Consider the following 18,168-nt stretch of genomic DNA (forward strand, 5'->3'; position numbering starts at 1 on the left):
CGTCGTGACGCAGCCTGATGTCAGTGTGATCATCGGGGCGTACGAAGCGATGCCGTACCTGGTCGAATGCCTGGCATCCGTCGAGGCGCAGACCATCGACCCGGCCCGCATGGAGGTCATCGCAGTCGACGACGGCTCGACCGACGGCACGGGGGAGTGCCTGGAGGAGTTCGCGGCCCGCGTCGCCATGCCGGTCACCGTCATCCGCCAGCAGAACTCCGGTGGCCCCAGCGGCCCCCGCAACGTCGGTCTGGCCACAGCGACCGGCCGCTACGTCTTCTTCCTCGACGCCGACGACAGACTCGGCCCCGAGGCTCTCGAGCGCATGGTCGCCATGGCCGACAAGAACGGCACGGACGTCGTCCTCGGCCGGGTCGAGGGCGTCAACCGCACCGCTCCCAAGTCCATGTGGGGCAAGACGCTCGACCGGACCGACCTCTACACGTCCAACATCAAGTTCACGCTGAGCGCGCAGAAGCTGTTCCGCCGCGCCCTGCTGGACGAGCACGGCATGCGCTTCGACGAGTCGCTGTGGACCGGCGAGGACGCGCTGTTCACGATGGAGGCGTACCTGCGGGCGAACGGCGTCTCCGTGATCGCCGACTACACCTGCTACTACCTGGTCGGCCGCGACGACGGCAAGCACGTCACCAAGACCGGCGGCTACACCCTGCGCTTCGACTCCGCCCGCGCCCTGATGAAGCTGATCGCCGACATGGTCCCGGCCGGCGACCAGCGCGACCTCCTCATGGTCCGGCCGTTCCTCATCACGCTGCTGCCGCAGTTCGGGCCGAAGTTCCTCACCGACAGCGAAGAGGTGCGCCGCCACAAGCTCGAGCTGGCCAAGCCGCTGATGGAGACGTACTGGACGCCCGGTGTGGCCCACCGGCTGAAGGTCCACGAGCGGCTGCGGCTGCACCTGGTCGCCATGCAGCGGTCCGACCTGCTGCTCGACGTCGTCAAGTTCGTCAAGGCGAAGAAGCAGGCCGCCGCCGTCCTGGAGAAGCGCGGCACGCGTCTGTACCTCGTCTACCCGCACTTCCGGTCCAAGGCGGCCCGCATCCCCGACGAGATCTACCTCGCCGAGGCGCGCGAGGCCCGCGCCTTCGACGGCTACCGCGAGGCGGCCGCCAACTCCTTCCTGCGCCGCGCCCTGCGCAAGATCCGGCGGACGCTGCGGGCCAAGGGCTTCGGGACGGCCGCGGCCTGAGCCGCCCGCCCGGCGCGGTCACGGGTCCCGGCGGGTGCGCCCCGAACCCGCGGCCACAGCAGACCACTGCCTGCATGACGGGTCCCGGCCGGATGAGCCCGGGACCCGTTGCCGCCGGAGGCTACTGCCGGCCGGACTGCAGCGCGCGCCGCAGGGGACGGCCCACCACGCGCCGCGCGCGGCGGTAGACGGACGCGGCGGGGGCCGGTATCGCCGCCGCGGCCTTCTGCCGCACCTTCTGCGCCTTCGCCAGCTCACGCCGCAACTGGGCGTTGTCCTGGGTGAGTTCGCTCACCTGGGTGTGCAGCCAGCCGAACCGGCTGCTCAGCGAGGCGAGGTCGGTGTCGTTCCACGGCCGGATGCCCGGCGGGAACGCCAGCGACCGCATGCGCTCGTCGAAGTCCGCGCCACCGTCTCCGTGCGTGAAGGTGTTCCGCAGTCCGTTCTTGTCCAGGAACCCCACGAACCGGTCGAAGCGTTCCTGGTGTCCCCCGACCAGCCCGCTCAGGTCCGCCTGCTCGTACAGCCGGACCGGATCCGCCGCTTCCGGGTCCTTCGCGACCTCGTTCAGCCGCCGGTGCGGGATCTCGAAGTAGCGGCACAGCTCCAGCGTGCGCGAGTCCCCGCACAGCACCGTCGCGGGCGTCCCCGCGAGCAGCGCCGCGATGTTGCCGTGGATGCGGGAGCCGAAGGAGAAGTCGTAGGACCGCAGGTCGTCGATCCAGGTGACCGGATCGACGTACACCCGCACCTTGCCCTCCCGGTACATCGGGTGTTCCGGGTGCGTCGGAATCACCGTCACACGGGCGTTCGGGTCGCTGAGGTCGCGCCAGTGCAGCTGCCGTGCGTCGCTGAGGTTCTGGCCGATGAAGCACAGGTTCGGGTGGCGGGCGTGGGCACGGGCGATGATCCGGTCCAGGCCCTGCTTCTGCACCGCACTGTGTGAACCGTTCACCGCGATCCGCGCGTCCGCGGTCAGCTCGGGCACCCGCTTGCGTACGTCGAGCTCGCGGCCGTACAGGAACAGGGACGGGCAGCCGATGACCTCCACATCGCGGAAGCCCATGTCACGCAGGTACTGCTCGGTGAACTCACCGCGCACCCCGATGGAGGCGCTGTGGTCCAGCACCGCCGCACAGAACTCGCGCACGGTCTGTTCCATCGGCTTCAGCCGCGCCGGATCGTAGCTCAGCCCGGTCTGCGCACCGACGCCCAGCACCACCACGGGGATCCGCAGTTTGCCGATCAACCGGGTCAGCCGCTTCAGCCGGCCCTCGAACGACGGCCGGAAGGCGTTGGCGAGCGGCACGACGAACGCGTCGAACTCCTCGTTGATCCGCGCCGCGGCCGACAGATCCGTACCGATGCCGTTGGAGACGACCTCGGTGTCCGGCGTCTGCAGGATCTTGTGCGCGGCATCACTGAAGATCAGGTTGCCGGAGTTGGTGGCGATGACGTCCCGGTGGAGTGCCTCCTCGGTGGACAGCACGTCGTACGGGCTCTTGCCCGAGCGCAGCAGGATGCGCTGCACGGGGCGAACGGGGCGAACGGTAGGTGACACAAAGTTCAACTTATGTTGGGACAGGTTTTAATTTCTACAAGCAACCAATACAACCTTTTTGCCGTATGCGAACGGTGAGCGAACAACTACGCACCGCCTGTCCGGGAACTGGACCGGCGCGCACCGGCCGATCCACTTCGCGTAGATTGCCGGACAGGCAGCCGGCAGCGCACGCGAGGGGACAGAGGACACGGTGGCAAGGGCAAGGCAGGCCGTGGGCGAGGCCCGCAGGATCGTCGTCAAGGTGGGCTCGTCATCGCTGACAACCGCCGCGGGCGGCCTGGACGCCGACCGCGTCGACGCGCTGGTCGACGTCCTCGCCAAGCTGCGCAGCGGAGGAGAGAAGGAGATCGTCCTGGTCTCCTCCGGCGCCATCGCCGCCGGTCTCGCCCCGCTGGGCCTGCGCCGCCGCCCCAAGGACCTCGCCCGCCAGCAGGCCGCCGCCAGCGTCGGCCAGGGCCTGCTCGTCGCCCGCTACACCGCCTCCTTCGCCCGGTACGGCGTCCGCGTCGGCCAAGTCCTGCTCACCAGCGACGACATGAGCCGCCGCGCCCACCACCGCAACGCCTCCCGCACCCTCGACAAGCTGCTCGCCATGGGTGCTTTCCCGATCGTCAACGAGAACGACACCGTCGCCACCGACGAGATCCGCTTCGGTGACAACGACCGGCTCGCCGCCCTCGTCGCCCACCTCGTCCACGCCGAGCTGCTGGTCCTCCTCTCCGACGTCGACGGCGTGTACGACGGCGACCCCAGCAAGCCCGGCACCTCCCGGATAGCGGAAGTGAAGAGCCCGGAGGACCTCGCCGGCGTCGAGATCGGCAGCGCCGGCAAGGCGGGCGTCGGCACCGGCGGCATGGCCACCAAGGTCGAGGCCGCCGCCATCGCCGCCGCCGCCGGCATCCCGGTGGTGCTGACCAGTGCCGTCCACGCCGCCGACGCGCTCGCCGGCGGCGACACCGGCACCTACTTCCACCCCACCGGCAAACGCTCCGCCGACCGCCTCCTCTGGCTCCAGCACGCCTCCACCCCGCAGGGCGCCCTGACCCTGGACGACGGGGCGGTGAATGCGGTCGTGAAGGGCCGCAAATCGCTGCTGCCCGCCGGGATCGCCGCCGTCGAGGGCGAGTTCAGCGCCGGCGACCCCGTCGAGCTGCGGGACGCGACGGGCCGCCCGGTGGCCCGGGGGCTCGTCAACTTCGACGCCAAGGAGATCCCCCGGCTGATCGGGCGTTCGACCCGGGAGCTGGCACGCGAGCTGGGCCCCGCGTACGAACGCGAGGTCGTACACAGGGACGACCTGGTCCTGCTGCACTCGCAACTCTCGCAAGACCACTCGCAAAACGGGACCCGAGGAACGCCTCCGGTGGGGGACGTTCCGTAAAACCGCCACGCGGAGCCCTGCGGCCTGCTCAACTTTGTCTCAGGGACATGTTGAAGGGACACGTTCCGTCAAGGGGCCATGCGAGGGCATGCGAGGCATGCGTGAAGGAGGCCGTCGTGAGACGAGTGCGCCCTGGGGCGACGTCCCGCGGTGCTCTGACGAGCGTCGCGGCCGGGGACACCTATGAGGAGCCCAAGGACCTGCCCCGGCTGTGGCACGTCACCCTCAGCGTCTCCGGAAGGAAGGTCCCCCTGCCGGAGCTGCGGAGGGCCCTGGAACAGCTCGCCCACGACCACCCCTTCCTGCTGACCAGCAGATACGCGACCGACCACGCGGAGATCCGGTACTGGGAAGAGGCCCGCGACCTGCACGATGCCGCCGCCGTTGCGCTGCGACTGTGGGGCGAGCACCGGCAGAGCGCCGGCCTGCCGCCCTGGGAGATCGTCGGCCTGGAGGTCATCGACCGCGAGACCTACCACCACCGCATCGCGGAGGGCTACGGGCCACGGCCGGCTACGCCGGTGGGCGTGCATCCCTTCTGAGCCCGGGGAGGACGAGGGGCACCGGGGACGGGAAGAGCAAGGTCACGAGGGCGGGCGCCGCCCCCGCCCCGGGAGGTTCACCCCTTTTGTGGTGTCTCGGGGTGTGGGACGACCGCTGAACCGCCACGCCCCGCGCACTACCCTTCCCTCATGACCTCGCTCTCGCCGTACGACTCGATGTCCCCGGTCACCCAGGCCGCCTACCGGGCCAAGGCCGCCGCCGCCGACCTCGCGCCGCTCCCGCGCGCCGTGAAGGACGACGCGCTGCTCGCCATCGCCGACGCCCTGGAGGTCCGGACCGCCGAGATCGTCGACGCCAACGCCAAGGACGTGGCCAAGGCCCGGGAGAGCGGCACCAGCGAGGCCATCGTCGACCGGCTCACCCTCACCCCCGAGCGGGTCCGCGCCATCGCCTCCGACGTCCGCGACGTCGCGAAGCTGCCCGACCCGGTCGGCGAGGTCGTCCGCGGCTCGACCCTCCCCAACGGCATCGACCTGCGGCAGGTCCGCGTCCCGCTCGGCGTCGTCGGCATCATCTACGAGGCCCGCCCGAACGTCACCGTCGACGCCGCCGCCCTCTGCCTGAAGTCGGGCAACGCCGCCCTGCTGCGCGGCTCCGCCTCCGCCTACGAGTCGAACACCGCCCTGGTCCGGGTGATCCGGGACGCCGTCGGCGGCGCCGGGCTCCCCGCCGACGCCGTCCAGCTGGTCCCCGGCGAGAGCCGCGACTCGGTGCGCGAGCTGATGCGCGCCCGCGGTCTGGTCGACGTCCTCATCCCGCGCGGTGGCGCCTCCCTGATCCGGACCGTGGTCAACGAGTCCACCGTCCCCGTGATCGAGACCGGCACCGGCAACTGCCACGTCTACGTCGACGCCCGGGCCGACATCGACATGGCCATCGAGATCCTGATCAACTCCAAGGCCCAGCGGGTCAGCGTCTGCAACGCCGCCGAGACCCTCCTGGTCCACCAGGACATCGCCGCCGAGTTCCTCCCGCGCGCCCTGGACGCCCTCGCCGAGGCCGGCGTCACCGTCCACGCCGACGAGCGGGTCATGGCCTACGCCAAGGACTCCAAGGCCACCGTGGTCGAGGCGACCGCCGAGGACTGGGAGACCGAGTACCTTTCGTACGACATCGCCGCCGCCGTCGTCGACTCCCTCGACCGGGCCGTCGAGCACATCCGGCTGTGGACCTCCGGCCACACCGAGGCCATCGTCACCACCTCCCAGCAGGCCGCCCGCCGCTTCACCCAGCTGGTCGACTCCACCACCGTGGCCGTGAACGCCTCCACCCGGTTCACCGACGGCGGCCAGTTCGGCTTCGGCGCCGAGATCGGCATCTCCACCCAGAAGCTGCACGCCCGCGGCCCGATGGGCCTGCCGGAGCTGACCAGCACGAAGTACATCGTCACCGGCGACGGGCACGTACGCCACTGATCGTCACCCGTCCGGCCGCCCGCCCGGTGCCCGCACGCCCTGCGCCCGGCGCCGCGGCCGAAAGGTGTCTCACCAGTCAGACGAATTTCCATACCGTCTGCCCAAATTGACCCCCCAGGTCTACTCTGGACCCGTGCCGGAGGACGTGGGGGGCACGCCGTTCCCTGACGGCTGGGAGCCCGACGACGACCACGACCGCGGGGTGTCGGACGAAGAGTTCGCCTCCGTGGTCTTCGACGAGGCCTTCGTGCAGGCGGCCACGGTCCACGAGCCGACCGCCGTCGAACGCCTCCTGGCCGCCGCGCAGGCCAGAGCCGAGGCCTCCGAGGCGGAGGCCCGCCGCTCCCACGCGCGGGGCGAGCGCTACGAGGACGGCTACGGCCCCGAGGGCAGCGCATTCGGCCAAGATCCGGACGACGACGAACTGGACGACACCTACGTCCTCGGTGACCACCGCGGACCCTTCGGCAAGCAGGTCCGCTGGCACCGTCCCGTGGCCTGGGTCCTCGCCGTCGTGATGGGTATCGGCATGGTCGCCCTGGCCTTCGCCGCCGTCTACCGGGGAGGCTCCTCGGGCACCCGCGACCGGGTCCCCGCCACCACCTCGACCGGCCTGGAACAGGGCAGCGCCTCCGCACCCGGCGCCTCCGCGGACCACCCCCGGCCGGCCGTCTCGGCCACCCCGCCCTCCCCCTGAGAGCGCCGCGGCGCTTGGTGAGAACCTGTCAGAAGTTGTCGCACAGCAGGGCGTTTACCGGGGGCCCACGAGACCTACTCTGAAAGTATGGGCGGGCCTGGAGACCCACCGGAGGGGACACCCGAGGGCGGCCCCGGCGGTGCGGAGGACGAATACCGATCCGTCGTCTTCGACGAGTCGTTCGTTCGCGCTGCCCGCCTCCAGGAGTACTCCGCCGCGGAGCGGATGACCGACCACGCCCCCGCCGTACGCCGCCGCCCGCCCCTGTACCGCGGACTCACCCGGCAGCTCCTGATCCTCGCCGTGCTGATCGTCGTCGCCTTCGGCACCGCGATCTACCTGGGCGTCCGCCAGAACTACAACAGCTCCCCGCAGGCCCGGCGCGCCGTGGAGCCCCTGCGGATGACCGTCATCCCGCTCGCCCCGCAGGGCAAGGTGCCCGGCGCGGCCGATGCCGAGAGGCTGTACGCCCGCAGCCCCGCCGCCCCGTACGAGATCGGCGCCGAAGGCATACCGCTGCCCGCCTCCCGCAGCACCGCCCACTTCTCCGACAGCCAGGTGGTGACCGCACTCACCACCGTCAAGGACTACCTCGTCCGCTCCTCGCTCGACCCCGAGGTGCTGACCGGCCGTGAGGTGCACCCCGCCCGGGCCCTGCTCGACCCCGACCAGCTCGACCAGTTCGACCAGAGCTTCGACCACCCCGCGGCGGACGGCCGGCACGCCCCCACGGGCTGGGTCGTCCGCCTCGACCCCGCCCGGGCCCAGCTCGCCGACCGCAGGATCCGCGTCCAGGGCAGCATGCACGTGGCCGAGACCGGCCCGGCGCTGCTCGAGGTCACCGCCGACCACACCTTCGTCTACGCCCTGCGCCCCACCGGCGCCGCCTCCGACGCCCCCGCCTCCCTGTTCACGGTCCGCCGCGAGCTGACGTTCCGCTTCGACCGCGACGATCTGCGCACCCACCAGGTCCAGCTGGTCTCGTCCTACGTCCAGGCGGGCCCCCTCACCTGCTCCGAGGACTCCACGTCCTACCTCCGCCCCCTCCTGGCCGGCCAGACAGCCAGGTCGGGCGGCCCCGCAGGCACCGACCCGTACGAGGCGGACAGCGCGACGGCCCTGTGCGGGACGCTGGCCACGGGGGCCCAGCCGAAGGTGTGAGCGCGGGCCTTTCCGGGTGAGGTGCTCCGGTCCTTGCCGGCCGGCTCCTACTCGCCGTCCCCGTCGGGTGTGGCCCCCTTGCCGGGCGGGGTGTTGCGAAAGCCGTCGAAGCCTCGCCGGACCCGGCCGCCCAGGTCCCCCGCGCCGCCCGCGAGGTCGGTGACCAGCTTCATCAGCGGGTCCTTGGAGGTCGTCACATCGCTCGCGTAGCTGGCCGCCGACTCGCGGAAGGAGTCGCTGACGGAGGCGTCCTTGTCCTCGCTGCGCCGCGGGTAGTGCCCGTCCATGATCCGCTGGTAGTCCCGGGACTCGGCCCACTTCTTCAGCTCGGCCGCCCGGATGGTGGCGAACGGGTGCGAGCGGGGCAGTACGTTCAGGATCTTCAGCACCGAGTCCCGCAGGTCACCCCCGGACTCGTACTCCTCGGCCTGCTCCAGGAACGCGTCCACGTTCATCTCGTGCAGATGGTTGCCGCCCGCCATCTTCATCAGGCCCCGCATCGAGGCACGGACGTCCTGGCCCACCAGCAGCCCGGCCCGGTCGGCGGACAGCTCGGACTTGCGGAACCACTCCCGCAGCGCCGTGACGATCGCCATGATCGCCAGATTGCCCAGCGGGATCCAGGCGACCTTCAGCGCTAGGCTCGTCAGGAACAGCAGGACCGTGCGGTAGACCGAGTGCCCGGACAGGGCGTGCCCCACCTCGTGCCCCACGACCGCCCGCATCTCCTCCTCGTCGAGAAGCTCCACCAGCCCGGTGGTGACCACGATGATCGGCTCGTCCAGGCCGATGCACATCGCGTTCGGCTGCGGGTCCTGCGTGACGTACATCGGCGGGACCTTCTCCAGGTCCAGGATGTAACAGGAGTCCAGCAGCATGTCGTGCAGATGCGAGAACTGCCGCTCGGAGACGCGCACCGAGTCGGACAGGAACAGCAGCCTGAGACTCCGCTCCGGCAGCAGCCCGCTGAGCGCCTTGAAGACGGTGTCGAACCCGCTCAGCTTGCGCAGCGCGACCAGAGCCGAGCGGTCGGCCGGGTGCTCGTAGGCACGTGAGGAGATACCGGGGAAGCGCCTGCGCTGCCTGCTGGGTACGCGCTCGTACCCCGTGTGCTGGTGGCCGTCGTCGGACATGTCTTCCCCCATGTGCGTGTGAGTGCCCTGTGCTCCCGAGGCGGGGCCCAGCCTAGGCCGAGATACCGTGGACGAGCAGTACACCCCAAGGAGTCCGCGTCATGGAGCACCACCCCACAGCCTCCTGGCTGAGCGAGGCCGCCACCAGTGCCGTCCAGCAGCACGGGGCGGGAAACCTGCTCCGCGTCGTCCTCGTCGTCATGGTCCTCGGCTGTGTACTGACCGCATGGTTCCTGCTGCGCGGCTACAAGCGGAAGGACGACTGACGGGCGGCGAAAGTTCCCCGCCGGCCGGTGAGGAACAGGCGCCGCCCACGGGCGGCCCCCGGCGCCGCCCGTCCCAACGGCGGAGTCGGCGTGATCGCCGCAGTGCCGTCCGCTTACGATGAGCCGACATCTTTATCCCGCCCACACGCGATAGGTCCTGACGAGATGAGCTTCCACAGCGCCGCAGCCCAGTTGGTCACCCTTGCCGCCGAGGGCGAGGAGCACGGCGGAAACCACAACAGCCTGAACCCGGCCCTCACCGGCGGCGGCGCCCTGGTCATCCTGCTCCTGCTGCTGTGGATCACCACCCGCTTCAACCGCGACCGCTGAGCGGGAGCCCGTCCCCGGCCGGACGCCCGAGACCGGGCCGGTAGGGTCTGCACGCATGGGAGAGCAGGACATGCCTACCGGTCCGGCGCACGAGGCCGACGACGCGGTGAAGCACCGGCAGTACGGACCGGGCAACGGCCCTGCCCACACGGGCAAGCGGCGCCTGGGCGTCATGGGCGGGACGTTCGACCCGATCCACCACGGGCACCTCGTGGCGGCCAGCGAGGTCGCCGCGCACTTCCAGCTGGACGAGGTCGTGTTCGTGCCGACCGGCCAGCCGTGGCAGAAGTCCCACCGCAAGGTCTCCCTGGCCGAGGACCGCTACCTGATGACGGTCATCGCGACCGCCGAGAACCCGCAGTTCTCCGTCAGCCGCATCGACATCGACCGCGGCGGCCCCACCTACACCGTGGACACCCTGCGCGACCTGCGCGCCCTCAACCCCGACACCGATCTGTTCTTCATCACCGGTGCGGACGCCCTCGCCCAGCTGCTGACCTGGCGCGACTCGGAAGAACTGTTCTCCCTCGCGCACTTCATCGGCGTCACCCGCCCCGGCCACCAGCTGACCGACCCGGGCCTTCCGGAGGGCGGCGTCTCGCTCGTCGAGGTGCCGGCGCTCGCCATCTCCTCCACGGGCTGCCGTGCGAGAGTCGCCAAGGGAGACCCCATCTGGTACATGGTGCCGGACGGAGTCGTGCGCTACATCGACAAGCGCGAGCTGTACCGCGGCGAGTGAGCCGAGAGGGGCACCGGTGAACGACCGATACGACGCGGGGGACGCCAGCTACGGCGCCGGCCCGTACGAACTCGTCGGCTACGACGAGTACGGCCGGCCCGTGTACCGGCAGGTCCCGGCGCAACAGGCTCCGGTCCAGCAGAACCCGCAGGCTCAGCAGGCGGCCTACGACCCGTACGCCCAGCAGCAGGGCTACGGCTACGACCCCTACGCCACCGGCCAGCAGCCGCCGGCGCCCTCCTACGACTCCGCGCAGCAGCCGGCCGCGTACGACCCGTACGGCTCCCCGGCGCCGTACGACCCGTATGCCGGCGGCAGCCAGGGCGCCACGGGCTACGACCCCTACGGGCAGGCGGCCAGCAGCGGGCAGCAACCCCGGGTCGCCGAGCAGACCGCCTACATCCCGCAGCAGGCCGGCCCGGCCGAGGACCGGCGGACTGCGGAGGACACCGAGCCCGTCGCGGATGAACGGGACCACCGCAGCGAGCAGTTCGCCTTCGTCGAGGAACCGGACGGCGACTCCGAGGACGTCATCGACTGGCTGAAGTTCACGGAGAACCGCACCGAGCGCCGCGAGGAGGCCCGCCGCCGTGCCCGCAGCCGGGTCATCGCCCTCCTCGTCGTCCTCGCCCTCGTCGCGGTCGGCGGTGTCGGCTACCTCTGGTACGCCGGAAAACTGCCCGGTCTGTCATCCTCCGGCGGCAAGGCCGGCACCGGCACACCCGTCGGCGCCCAGAAACGCGACGTGATCGTCGTCCACCTGCACAACACCGCCAAGGGCGGCACCTCCACGGCGCTGCTGGTCGACAACACCACCACTGAGCAGGGCACCACCGTCCTGCTGCCCAACTCCCTCGGACTGACCGGCGACGACGGTTCCGCCACGACGCTCGCCAAGTCCGTGGACGACGACGGCGCCTCCGGCACCCGCGACCAGCTCGACACCGTCCTCGGCACCCGCATCCAGGGCACCTGGCGGCTCGACACCCCCTACCTGCAGAACCTCGTCGACCTCGTCGGCAACATCGAGATCGACACCAACGCCGATGTTCCCGACCCCGGCTCCAAGAAGAAGGGCAGCGCGCCTCTCGTCCACAAGGGCCAGGACCAGACCCTCAGCGGCAAGATGGCCGTCGCCTACGCGACCCACCGCGCCGCCGGCGAGGCGCAGAACGCCCAGCTGGAGCGGTTCGGCCAGGTCATGCAGGGCGTGCTGCGCAAGATCTCCTCCGACGCGTCCTCGGCCACGGTCACCGTGCAGACGCTCGCCCAGATCCTGGACCCGCCGCTCACCGACAAGGATCTCGGCGCCTTCCTCGCCAAGCTCGCCGACCTCGCCAAGAGCGGCGACTACAGGACCGCCCTGCTGCCCGTGCAGTCCGACGGCACGCTGAGCGCGCAGACCAGCGACAGCGTGGTCAAGGACATCCTCGGCGGCACCGCCAAGAGCCCCGACGCGGGCTCCGCGGTCCGGGTCTCCGTGCAGAACGCCACCGGGGTGAAGGACGACACCGAGAAGGCCCGCGTCGTGCTCCTCAACGGCGGCTTCACCTTCCTGGAGGGCGGCAGCGCCTCCGGCTCCCGGGCCACCTCGAAGGTGATCTACGCGGACGCCGCCCACAAGGCGACCGCCGCCGAGGTCGCCAAGACCCTCGGCCTGCCCGCAGGCTCCGTGACCAAGGGCACCGTCTCCTCCGGTGCCGATGTCTCGGTGGTCCTCGGCCTCGACTACAAGCCGTCCTCCTCCTGAGCGGACCGCCTTCGCGCCGGAGGGACCGGGCACCCCGCGTAATCACGTGGGGTGTGCCGGGCGGTCCGTGAGACCCTTGGTGTCAAAGTCCGCCGACGGAAAGCCATGTAGTGACCGCCACCGACCGTTCCCTTGAGCTCATCAACACCGCCGCCCAGGCGGCGGCCGACAAGCTCGCCCACGACGTCATCGCCTACGACGTCAGCGACGTGCTGTCGATCACGGACGCCTTCCTGCTGGCATCCGCGCCGAACGACCGCCAGGTCAAGGCCATCGTCGACGAGATCGAGGAGCGCCTGCAGAAGGAACTCGGCGCCAAGCCGGTCCGCCGCGAGGGCGACCGCGAGGCCCGCTGGGTGCTGCTCGACTACGTCGACATCGTCGTCCACGTACAGCACAGCGAGGAGCGGGTCTTCTACGCCCTGGAGCGGCTGTGGAAGGACTGCCCGGAGATCGAGCTGCCCGCCGACGCCAAGGCCACCCGTGGCAAGGGCGAGGAGCACGCCCGGCTGCAGGAGGCCGAGGCCGACCAGGAGCCTGGCGGGGTGTGGTGATGAGCGCCACAGGAGAGGTGACCGACCGCAAGGGCCGGGACCGCCGCATCATCCTGTGGCGGCACGGCCAGACCGCCTGGAACGTGGAACGCCGCTTCCAGGGCTCCACGGACGTCGCACTGACCGAGACCGGCATCGGCCAGGCCCGCCGCGCCGCCCGGCTGCTCGCCTCCCTGCGGCCCGACGCGATCATCTCCTCGGACCTGCAGCGCGCCGCGCACACGGCCGCCGAGCTGGCCACCCTCACCGGCCTCGACGTCACCCGCGAGGAGGGCCTGCGCGAGACCTACGCGGGCGTCTGGCAGGGGCTGACCCACGACGAGATCATCGCCCGCCACGGCGAGGAGTACGCGGCCTGGAAGCGCGGCGAGGCCGTCCGCCGCGGCGGCGGTGAACTGGAGACCGAGGTCGCCGACCGTGCCGCTCCCGTCGTGCTGCGGCACGCCGAGAAGCTGCCCGAGGACGGCACCCTCGTCGTCGTCAGTCACGGCGGCACCATCCGCACCACCATCGGCCGGCTCCTCGGCCTGGAGGCCCGGAACTGGGAGAGCCTCGGCGGCCTGTCCAACTGCTGCTGGTCCGTGCTCGGCGAGGGCGCCCGTGGCTGGCGCCTGCTGGAGCACAACGCGGGCACCCTCCCGGAGCCCGTCCTCGGTGACGACGACTGACCGTCCCGACCGCCCCCGGGGCCCCGGATTTCACTTTCCGGCAGGTCACAGGCTAAAGTTCTTCTTGTTCGCCCCGCCGAGCGGGAAGAACACCAGGGGCTATAGCTCAGTTGGTAGAGCGCCTGCATGGCATGCAGGAGGTCAGGAGTTCAATTCTCCTTAGCTCCACTGATCGACACTCTGTTGAGTTGTCAAAGATCGGTGAGGAAGATCCCGCCCCCTCAGGGGCGGGATCTTCCGTTTCTACCGGAGGATGCCTGCGGCGGCGGCCTCCTCCTCCGTCGGCGGCCACAGTCGCTGTCTGCGCTCCCTGAGCGCCGCGATCTTCTCGCCCGTCTCCACGTCCTCCGGGGTGTAGACCACGATCCGGCACTCGGGCATCCCATCGACGGACAGCGACTGCGAGGTCATCCGCATCTCGCCCACCGCCGGGTGCCGGAAGGTCTTCACCCGCGGCCCCGGAGGCGTCACCTCACCGCTCGCCCACAGCGCGGCGAAGCAGGGGCTGACCGCGGACAGCGCGCGTATGTACTCCTCCCAGGCCGGCTCACCCACGTGTCTGCCGTAGGCGGACCGGAGCGTCGCCACCATGACGGGCAGCTCACGCTCCCGGTGCACCACCGGGCAGTCCTCCTCGGCCAGCGTGAACAGGGTCCACAGCACGTTCGGAACGCCGAGCCCGCGCGTCCTGGGCACCACGAACAGGTCCCGGTAGGCCGGGTTGGCGGCCAGGACGTCGTACCGCGCGTTGTAGACCACCGCCAGCAGGGGGTCCAGGGCGTCGATGATCCTCTGCACCTCCGGGCCGGTCTGCCGCGTCAGGCCCTCGGGAGCCGGCTCGAACGGCACCTCCGCCAGCCGGTACAGGTGCTCCCGCTCCGGCGGATCGAGTCGCAGCGTGCGCGCGACCGCGTCCAGCACCTGCGGCGAGGCGTTGATCGGCCGGCCCTGTTCCAGCCAGGTGTACCAGGTCACGCCCACGCCCGAGAGCTGTGCGACCTCCTCCCGGCGCAGGCCGGGCGTGCGCCGCCGCAATCCCGGCGGCATCCCCACGTCGGCCGGTGTCACCCGCGCCCGCCTGCCGCGCAGGAAGGAAGCCAGCTCGGGCCTGCGTCGCTGTGTCCCCGTCCCCATCGTCCTGCCCCCCGTCGTCCCCGTCTCATCGTCGGCACCCGGGCCCGCCCCTGCCAGGTGCTGGCAGTACCAGCATCGGCGGGCACTCGGCACTGGTACCGCACCCTCGCCAGGCTCGACGCCATGACGACGACATCCCGAACCCGGCCGGGCGCCGAGCCCGGTCCCCTTCCTGCGATCAGTGAAGCATCCGCCACTGACAGTGACGCCCGAGGCGCCGTCCGTGCGGATTCCTCCGTCACCCACAGTGAAGCACCCGCCACTGACAATCCGCCCCGGCTGCTGCTCGGCGTCCTGCTCGCCGCCCTGTTCATGGCGGCGCTCGACGTCTTCATCGTGAACGTCGCGGCCCCCTCGATCGGTTCCGGTCTGCACGCCTCCGGCGCCGACCTGCAGCTGGTGATCGCCGGCTACACCGTCACGTACTCCGTGCTGATGATCACCGGGGCCCGGCTCGGTGACCGGCTGGGCCATGGCCGGGTCCACGTGGCCGGCCTGGCCCTGTTCACCGCGGCCTCGCTCGCCTGCGGGCTGGCGCAGGGCTCGACCGAGCTGATCGTGTTCCGGCTGGCGCAGGGCGCGGGCTCGGCGCTGATGATCCCGCAGGTGCTCAGCCTCATCCAGCGTTCCTTCACCGGAGAGGCCCGGGCGCGGGCGCTGGGCGCCTACTCGGCCGTCCTGGCCGTCGGCGCGGCGGCCGGGCAGGTCGCCGGCGGGGTGCTGGTCAGCGCCGACCTGTTCGGTACCGGCTGGCGGCCGGTGTTCCTGGTCAACGTGCCGGTGGGAGCCCTGCTGCTGGTGCTGGGCCGACGGGTGCTGCCGCTCGGCCGTACGGGCGGGCGGGAGCGGGGCCGGGCGCTCGACCTGCCCGGACTGGTGCTGCTCGGTGCCGCCGTCTCACTGCTGACGGTGCCGCTGGTGCTCGGACAGGAGGAGGACTGGCCGCTGTGGTCCTGGCTGTCGCTGGCCGCTGCCGCGGTGCTGTTCGCACTGTTCTGCGGCTACGAGGCCGGGCAGGCCCGGCGCGGCGGCACCCCGCTCATCACGCCCCGCGTGCTGCGCCACCCCGGCATCGGGACCGCCGTCTTCCGGATCCTCGCCGTGATGTCGGTCAACGCCGGCTTCCTGTTCGCGCTGACCCTGCACGCCCAGGGCGGCCTCGGCTACAGCGCCCTGCGGGCCGGACTGAGCTTCGCGCCCACCGCTGCCGTCTTCGGAGCCGTCAGCCTCACCTGGCGCAAGTGGCCCGCCGCCTGGCAGCGGGTCCTCGCCCCGGCCGGGTTCACGCTCACCGCGCTGTCCGTCGCCGTCGTGGGGCTCGCGTTCCACGGCGGCGGTGACGGGGGAGTGGCCCTGTACGCGGGGTACGCGGGCACGGGCGCGGGTCTGGCGCTCGCCTTCAGCCCTACGCTGACCGGAGCGCTTGCTACGGTGCGCCCCGAGGACGCGGCGGACGCCAGCGGGCTGCTGGCCACGGTCGCGCAACTGGGTCAGCTGATCGGCGTGGCGGCTTTCGGCACACTGTTCCTGAACCGGCTTGAGTCATTCGGGGCGCCGGGGTCGTATACCTCCGCGGAGGCGTTCTCGGTGTGCGCCTGGGCGCTGGCCGGAACCGCTGCGCTGGGGGCCGTGTCCGGAATGGTACTGAGGCGTCGCTGACCGTATTGGTCCGGGCGTGGCAGAATCAAACGGCCGGAAGGGGGCGCGGCCCGACGGGAGGAGTAGCGATGCCTGCGAGCATCCGCGAGGAGGTCGGCCACCTCCTCGGTGCGGCGTTGATACGGGACACGACCACCCGGCTGAGCTGCCCTTCCTGCGGTTCCGCGCATGTGGCGCAAGTTCTCGGCGACAACGGCGGAATCTCCTACGTGTGCACGGCCTGCGGCCACAGCTGGAGCTGATCGATGGGTGCACACAGGCGAAAGTGCGACTGGTGCGGGAGCGGTACCCCGATCGTCCGCGACATGGAGCCGATCAATCCCGATTACCAGTACTGGTGCGAGGAATGCGCGCGGGCGCTGATCATAAAAGGCGACCCGATCGAGACGTACCGGGAACTGGAGGGCGAGCCGATCTACGGCCGGCTCCTGGAGGAGCACTGCACGCTCAAGCGGTTCTACCAGTTCGTCACGGCTTGACGCGGAGCGCCGCGGAGCGGGTCCTCGGCAACGATGTCCGGGGCAGCGCCAGGAAGAGGGCACCGGCTCCTGCGTAGAGGGCCGAAAGCGGCAATTCCACCGCTCCGAGGTGCAGTTCGGGCCGCCCGGCGCCGTGCGGCACCCCCCACGGGGCGTACGAGCAGAAGACCAGCAGCGTGCCCAGGGCCGCCGTGCGGTGCCCGCGCGTCCACAGGAGGAGCACCAGTGGCACGCACCACACCCAGTGGTGGGTCCAGGACACCGGGCTGATCAGCAGGGCGGTGATCGCACAGGCGCACACCGCCCACGCCCGGCGCCCCCGCAACTCCGCCCGTACGGCCACCCCGAGGCCCAGGACGGCCGCCAGGGCCGCGCAGACGACCCAGAGGGCACCCGGGTCGGGTGTGTGCAGAACGCGGGCCAGGACACCGCGCAGGGCCTGGTTGGCGGTGTCCTCGGGGCGGCCCACCCGAGCCGCACGGAACACCACGTCCGTCCAGAACCGCCGGGAGTCGTACGGCAGGACGGTCGCCGCGAGCAGCGTCGCTCCGGCGAACGCGACGGCCGCCCCGCGCGCGTGCCGCAGCCACGGCCGCCCGTCCCGTCCCGCCAGCCGGGCCGCGAGGCCCGTGGCGAGCAGGAACGCCGGGAACAGCGCGGGCGTCAGCTTGACGGCCGTGGCCAGCCCCAGCCCCAGCCCTGTCCAGCGGTCGTACCCGCCGGCGGGGCGGCGGGTCAGGTCCCACAGCACCAGGACGGCCAGCAGCAGGTTGACCTGGCCGTAGCGCAGCGTCGTCCACACCGGCTCGCACCAGACGGCCGCCGCCGCGGCCCACCAGACGCTCTCCACGCGCGCGTGGCCGACGAGTTTCAGCGACAGCCGCACGAACAGCACCAGCAGCACGAGATTGGCTGCCGTCGCCAGCGCGCGCAGGAGCGCGACGTCCAGCAGGGGCAGCGGGGTGAACAGCAGGGCCGCGAACGGCGGGTAGGTCGGGGGCAGCCGGGCCGCCGTCGCCCGCAGGGCGTACAGGTCGCCGCCGGCGCGCACGGCGGCGCCCTCGGCCCGGTAGACCATCAGGTCGATCATCGACACGTGCGCGGCCCGCTGAGCGGCCCAGAACGCCGTGAACGACACCAGGCAGACCAGCAGGGCGACCGAGACCCGGCGGTGGGCTGCGGGCGGCACGATCACGGTCATGAAACCGACATTAGCTGTCATACCGACGCGAGGCTGAAACCGATTTGGTGCTGCGTCCCCGGGCCTGTAATGTTTACGTCGTCGCCGGGGGAACCGGGCGGAACAACAAAACAAGGGGCTATAGCTCAGTTGGTAGAGCGCTTGCATGGCATGCAAGAGGTCAGGAGTTCAATTCTCCTTAGCTCCACAGAAGTCGAAGGCGGATCATCCGATGGATGGTCCGCCTTCGGCGTGTTGTACGAGAAGTCACAGGGAAACGCGGG

At 71.1% G+C, this 18,168-nt stretch carries 18 protein-coding genes, 2 tRNA genes and 1 pseudogene; 17 read left to right on the forward strand and 4 right to left on the reverse strand.

Annotated elements, in window-relative coordinates:
* Positions 1 to 4: 4 nt before the first annotated feature.
* On the forward strand, positions 5 to 1,210 hold the full coding sequence (locus ACZ4SF_RS02460; protein WP_468377133.1) for a glycosyltransferase family 2 protein: 1,206 nt from the start codon (positions 5 to 7) through the stop codon (positions 1,208 to 1,210).
* 121 nt (positions 1,211 to 1,331) lie between these two features.
* On the opposite strand, the gene ACZ4SF_RS02465 is transcribed toward ACZ4SF_RS02460, so the two are convergent.
* Complete coding sequence (locus ACZ4SF_RS02465; protein ID WP_468377135.1) at positions 1,332 to 2,741, reverse strand: polysaccharide pyruvyl transferase family protein; 1,410 nt, start codon at positions 2,739 to 2,741, stop codon at positions 1,332 to 1,334.
* A gap of 244 nt (positions 2,742 to 2,985) precedes the next feature.
* On the opposite strand from ACZ4SF_RS02465, the pseudogene proB reads away from it, so the two are divergent.
* From proB to ACZ4SF_RS02490, 5 genes and pseudogenes are all read left to right on the forward strand, one after another.
* Positions 2,986 to 4,086: pseudogene (proB, locus tag ACZ4SF_RS02470) on the forward strand (glutamate 5-kinase); the annotation flags it as partial.
* Positions 4,087 to 4,271: 185 nt separating this feature from the next.
* Entirely contained in the window at positions 4,272 to 4,697 is a 426-nt protein-coding gene (locus ACZ4SF_RS02475; RefSeq protein ID WP_468377138.1) for a hypothetical protein, read from the forward strand.
* A 150-nt stretch (positions 4,698 to 4,847) separates the two neighbouring features.
* Positions 4,848 to 6,134, forward strand: coding sequence for a glutamate-5-semialdehyde dehydrogenase (locus ACZ4SF_RS02480; protein ID WP_468377141.1), 1,287 nt, complete (start codon positions 4,848 to 4,850; stop codon positions 6,132 to 6,134).
* A gap of 133 nt (positions 6,135 to 6,267) precedes the next feature.
* A complete protein-coding gene (locus ACZ4SF_RS02485) occupies positions 6,268 to 6,831 on the forward strand; it encodes an SCO2584 family spore wall biosynthesis protein (protein WP_468377144.1) in 564 nt (187 codons plus the stop codon).
* An 87-nt stretch (positions 6,832 to 6,918) separates the two neighbouring features.
* Positions 6,919 to 7,992 carry an SCO2583 family membrane protein gene (locus ACZ4SF_RS02490; protein ID WP_468377147.1) on the forward strand — a complete coding sequence of 358 codons (1,074 nt, stop codon included), beginning with the start codon at positions 6,919 to 6,921 and terminating at the stop codon, positions 7,990 to 7,992.
* Between the two features lie 47 nt (positions 7,993 to 8,039).
* On the opposite strand, the gene ACZ4SF_RS02495 is transcribed toward ACZ4SF_RS02490, so the two are convergent.
* Positions 8,040 to 9,125 (reverse strand): M48 family metallopeptidase, encoded by a 1,086-nt coding sequence (locus tag ACZ4SF_RS02495; RefSeq protein ID WP_468377149.1) that lies wholly within the window; start codon positions 9,123 to 9,125, stop codon positions 8,040 to 8,042.
* A gap of 101 nt (positions 9,126 to 9,226) precedes the next feature.
* Between ACZ4SF_RS02495 and ACZ4SF_RS02500 the strand changes: the two genes are divergently transcribed.
* The 7 genes from ACZ4SF_RS02500 to ACZ4SF_RS02530 all read left to right on the forward strand — a co-directional run bounded on the left by ACZ4SF_RS02500 (position 9,227) and on the right by ACZ4SF_RS02530 (position 13,600).
* The gene (locus ACZ4SF_RS02500) at positions 9,227 to 9,391 is read left to right on the forward strand and encodes a hypothetical protein (RefSeq protein ID WP_468377152.1); all 165 of its coding nucleotides are present in this window, start codon (positions 9,227 to 9,229) and stop codon (positions 9,389 to 9,391) included.
* 165 nt (positions 9,392 to 9,556) lie between these two features.
* Complete coding sequence (locus tag ACZ4SF_RS02505; protein WP_468377154.1) at positions 9,557 to 9,721, forward strand: hypothetical protein; 165 nt, start codon at positions 9,557 to 9,559, stop codon at positions 9,719 to 9,721.
* Positions 9,722 to 9,776: 55 nt separating this feature from the next.
* Positions 9,777 to 10,460, forward strand: a complete 684-nt coding sequence (gene nadD, locus ACZ4SF_RS02510) for a nicotinate-nucleotide adenylyltransferase (RefSeq protein WP_468377156.1) — start codon at positions 9,777 to 9,779, stop codon at positions 10,458 to 10,460.
* A 16-nt stretch (positions 10,461 to 10,476) separates the two neighbouring features.
* On the forward strand, positions 10,477 to 12,210 hold the full coding sequence (locus tag ACZ4SF_RS02515; RefSeq protein WP_468377159.1) for an LCP family protein: 1,734 nt from the start codon (positions 10,477 to 10,479) through the stop codon (positions 12,208 to 12,210).
* Positions 12,211 to 12,320: 110 nt separating this feature from the next.
* Complete coding sequence (gene rsfS, locus ACZ4SF_RS02520) at positions 12,321 to 12,764, forward strand: ribosome silencing factor (protein ID WP_201830933.1); 444 nt, start codon at positions 12,321 to 12,323, stop codon at positions 12,762 to 12,764.
* Positions 12,764 to 13,432 carry a histidine phosphatase family protein gene (locus tag ACZ4SF_RS02525; RefSeq protein WP_468377163.1) on the forward strand — a complete coding sequence of 223 codons (669 nt, stop codon included), beginning with the start codon at positions 12,764 to 12,766 and terminating at the stop codon, positions 13,430 to 13,432. The genes rsfS and ACZ4SF_RS02525 overlap by 1 nt, the downstream gene beginning before the upstream one ends.
* 95 nt (positions 13,433 to 13,527) lie before the next feature.
* Positions 13,528 to 13,600 (forward strand) — tRNA-Ala (locus ACZ4SF_RS02530).
* A 75-nt stretch (positions 13,601 to 13,675) separates the two neighbouring features.
* Here the strand turns inward: ACZ4SF_RS02530 and ACZ4SF_RS02535 are convergent.
* Positions 13,676 to 14,566, reverse strand: a complete 891-nt coding sequence (locus tag ACZ4SF_RS02535; RefSeq protein WP_468377165.1) for a helix-turn-helix transcriptional regulator — start codon at positions 14,564 to 14,566, stop codon at positions 13,676 to 13,678.
* 294 nt (positions 14,567 to 14,860) lie between these two features.
* Here ACZ4SF_RS02535 and ACZ4SF_RS02540 point away from each other — a divergent pair, with 294 nt between their 5' ends.
* The 3 genes from ACZ4SF_RS02540 to ACZ4SF_RS02550 all read left to right on the forward strand — a co-directional run bounded on the left by ACZ4SF_RS02540 (position 14,861) and on the right by ACZ4SF_RS02550 (position 16,704).
* On the forward strand, positions 14,861 to 16,225 hold the full coding sequence (locus ACZ4SF_RS02540; protein ID WP_468378278.1) for an MFS transporter: 1,365 nt from the start codon (positions 14,861 to 14,863) through the stop codon (positions 16,223 to 16,225).
* 68 nt (positions 16,226 to 16,293) lie between these two features.
* Positions 16,294 to 16,467 carry a hypothetical protein gene (locus tag ACZ4SF_RS02545; RefSeq protein WP_107051395.1) on the forward strand — a complete coding sequence of 58 codons (174 nt, stop codon included), beginning with the start codon at positions 16,294 to 16,296 and terminating at the stop codon, positions 16,465 to 16,467.
* Between the two features lie 3 nt (positions 16,468 to 16,470).
* Positions 16,471 to 16,704: a hypothetical protein gene (locus ACZ4SF_RS02550; protein ID WP_030653820.1), complete on the forward strand. Its 234-nt coding sequence runs from the start codon at positions 16,471 to 16,473 to the stop codon at positions 16,702 to 16,704.
* On the opposite strand, the gene ACZ4SF_RS02555 is transcribed toward ACZ4SF_RS02550, so the two are convergent.
* Positions 16,694 to 17,905, reverse strand: coding sequence for a glycosyltransferase 87 family protein (locus ACZ4SF_RS02555; protein WP_468377168.1), 1,212 nt, complete (start codon positions 17,903 to 17,905; stop codon positions 16,694 to 16,696). The genes ACZ4SF_RS02550 and ACZ4SF_RS02555 overlap by 11 nt on opposite strands.
* Positions 17,906 to 18,019: 114 nt before the next feature.
* Here ACZ4SF_RS02555 and ACZ4SF_RS02560 point away from each other — a divergent pair.
* Positions 18,020 to 18,092: transfer RNA gene (locus ACZ4SF_RS02560), tRNA-Ala, on the forward strand.
* Positions 18,093 to 18,168: the final 76 nt, after the last annotated feature.

The sequence above is a fragment of the Streptomyces sp. NPDC027663 genome (genome assembly GCF_055566415.1).